General features: G+C 76.8%; 1 pseudogene. It reads right to left on the minus strand.

What is annotated here, in order from left to right:
- Nucleotides 1-608 (minus strand): annotated as a pseudogene (locus L0B03_RS18880) (phenylalanine--tRNA ligase subunit beta); the annotation flags it as partial.

Consider the following 608-nt stretch of genomic DNA (forward strand, 5'->3'; position numbering starts at 1 on the left):
GCAGGACCGCCCCGTGCCGTCGTGCCGCCTCGGCCACGGCCGACTCCCGCACCGCCGAGGCCTCCGCCGCGGTGAGCGTGCGGTCCTGGGCGCGCAGCCGCAGGGCGAAGGCCAAGGAGCGGTGCCCCGGCGGGACCGGGTCCCCGGTGTAGACGTCGAAGAGGCGCAGGTCCTCGACGATGTCTCCCGCCGAGGACGCGGCCGCACCCGTCCGCACGGCGTCGAGGACCTCACCTGCGGGGACCGCGGCAGGGACGACGAGGGCGATGTCCTCCTTGGCCGCCGGGTAGGTCGAGACCGGGGTGGCCTGGACAGGGCCCGGGACGGCCGCGAGGACGAGGTCGAGGTCCACCTCGAAGGCCGCCGCACGGTCGGGCAGACCGAGAGACGTCACGACCGTCGGGTGCAGCTCCCCGGCGTAGCCGACCAGGGTGCCGTCGCTCAGCTGCAGCCGCGCGGTGCGCCCGGGGTGCCACGGGGCGGTCTCCTCGGCCTGGCGTACCTCGAGCTCGACGCCGACCGCACGGGCCACCAGCTGCGCACCCGCGATCGCATCGGTGTGGTCGGCCCGGCGCCCGGGCCCCCACCAGCCGGCGAAGTCGGAGGCC

It is taken from the genome of Actinotalea sp. C106, from assembly GCF_023630195.1.
In the GTDB taxonomy this organism is placed as follows: Bacteria; Actinomycetota; Actinomycetes; order Actinomycetales; family Cellulomonadaceae; genus Actinotalea.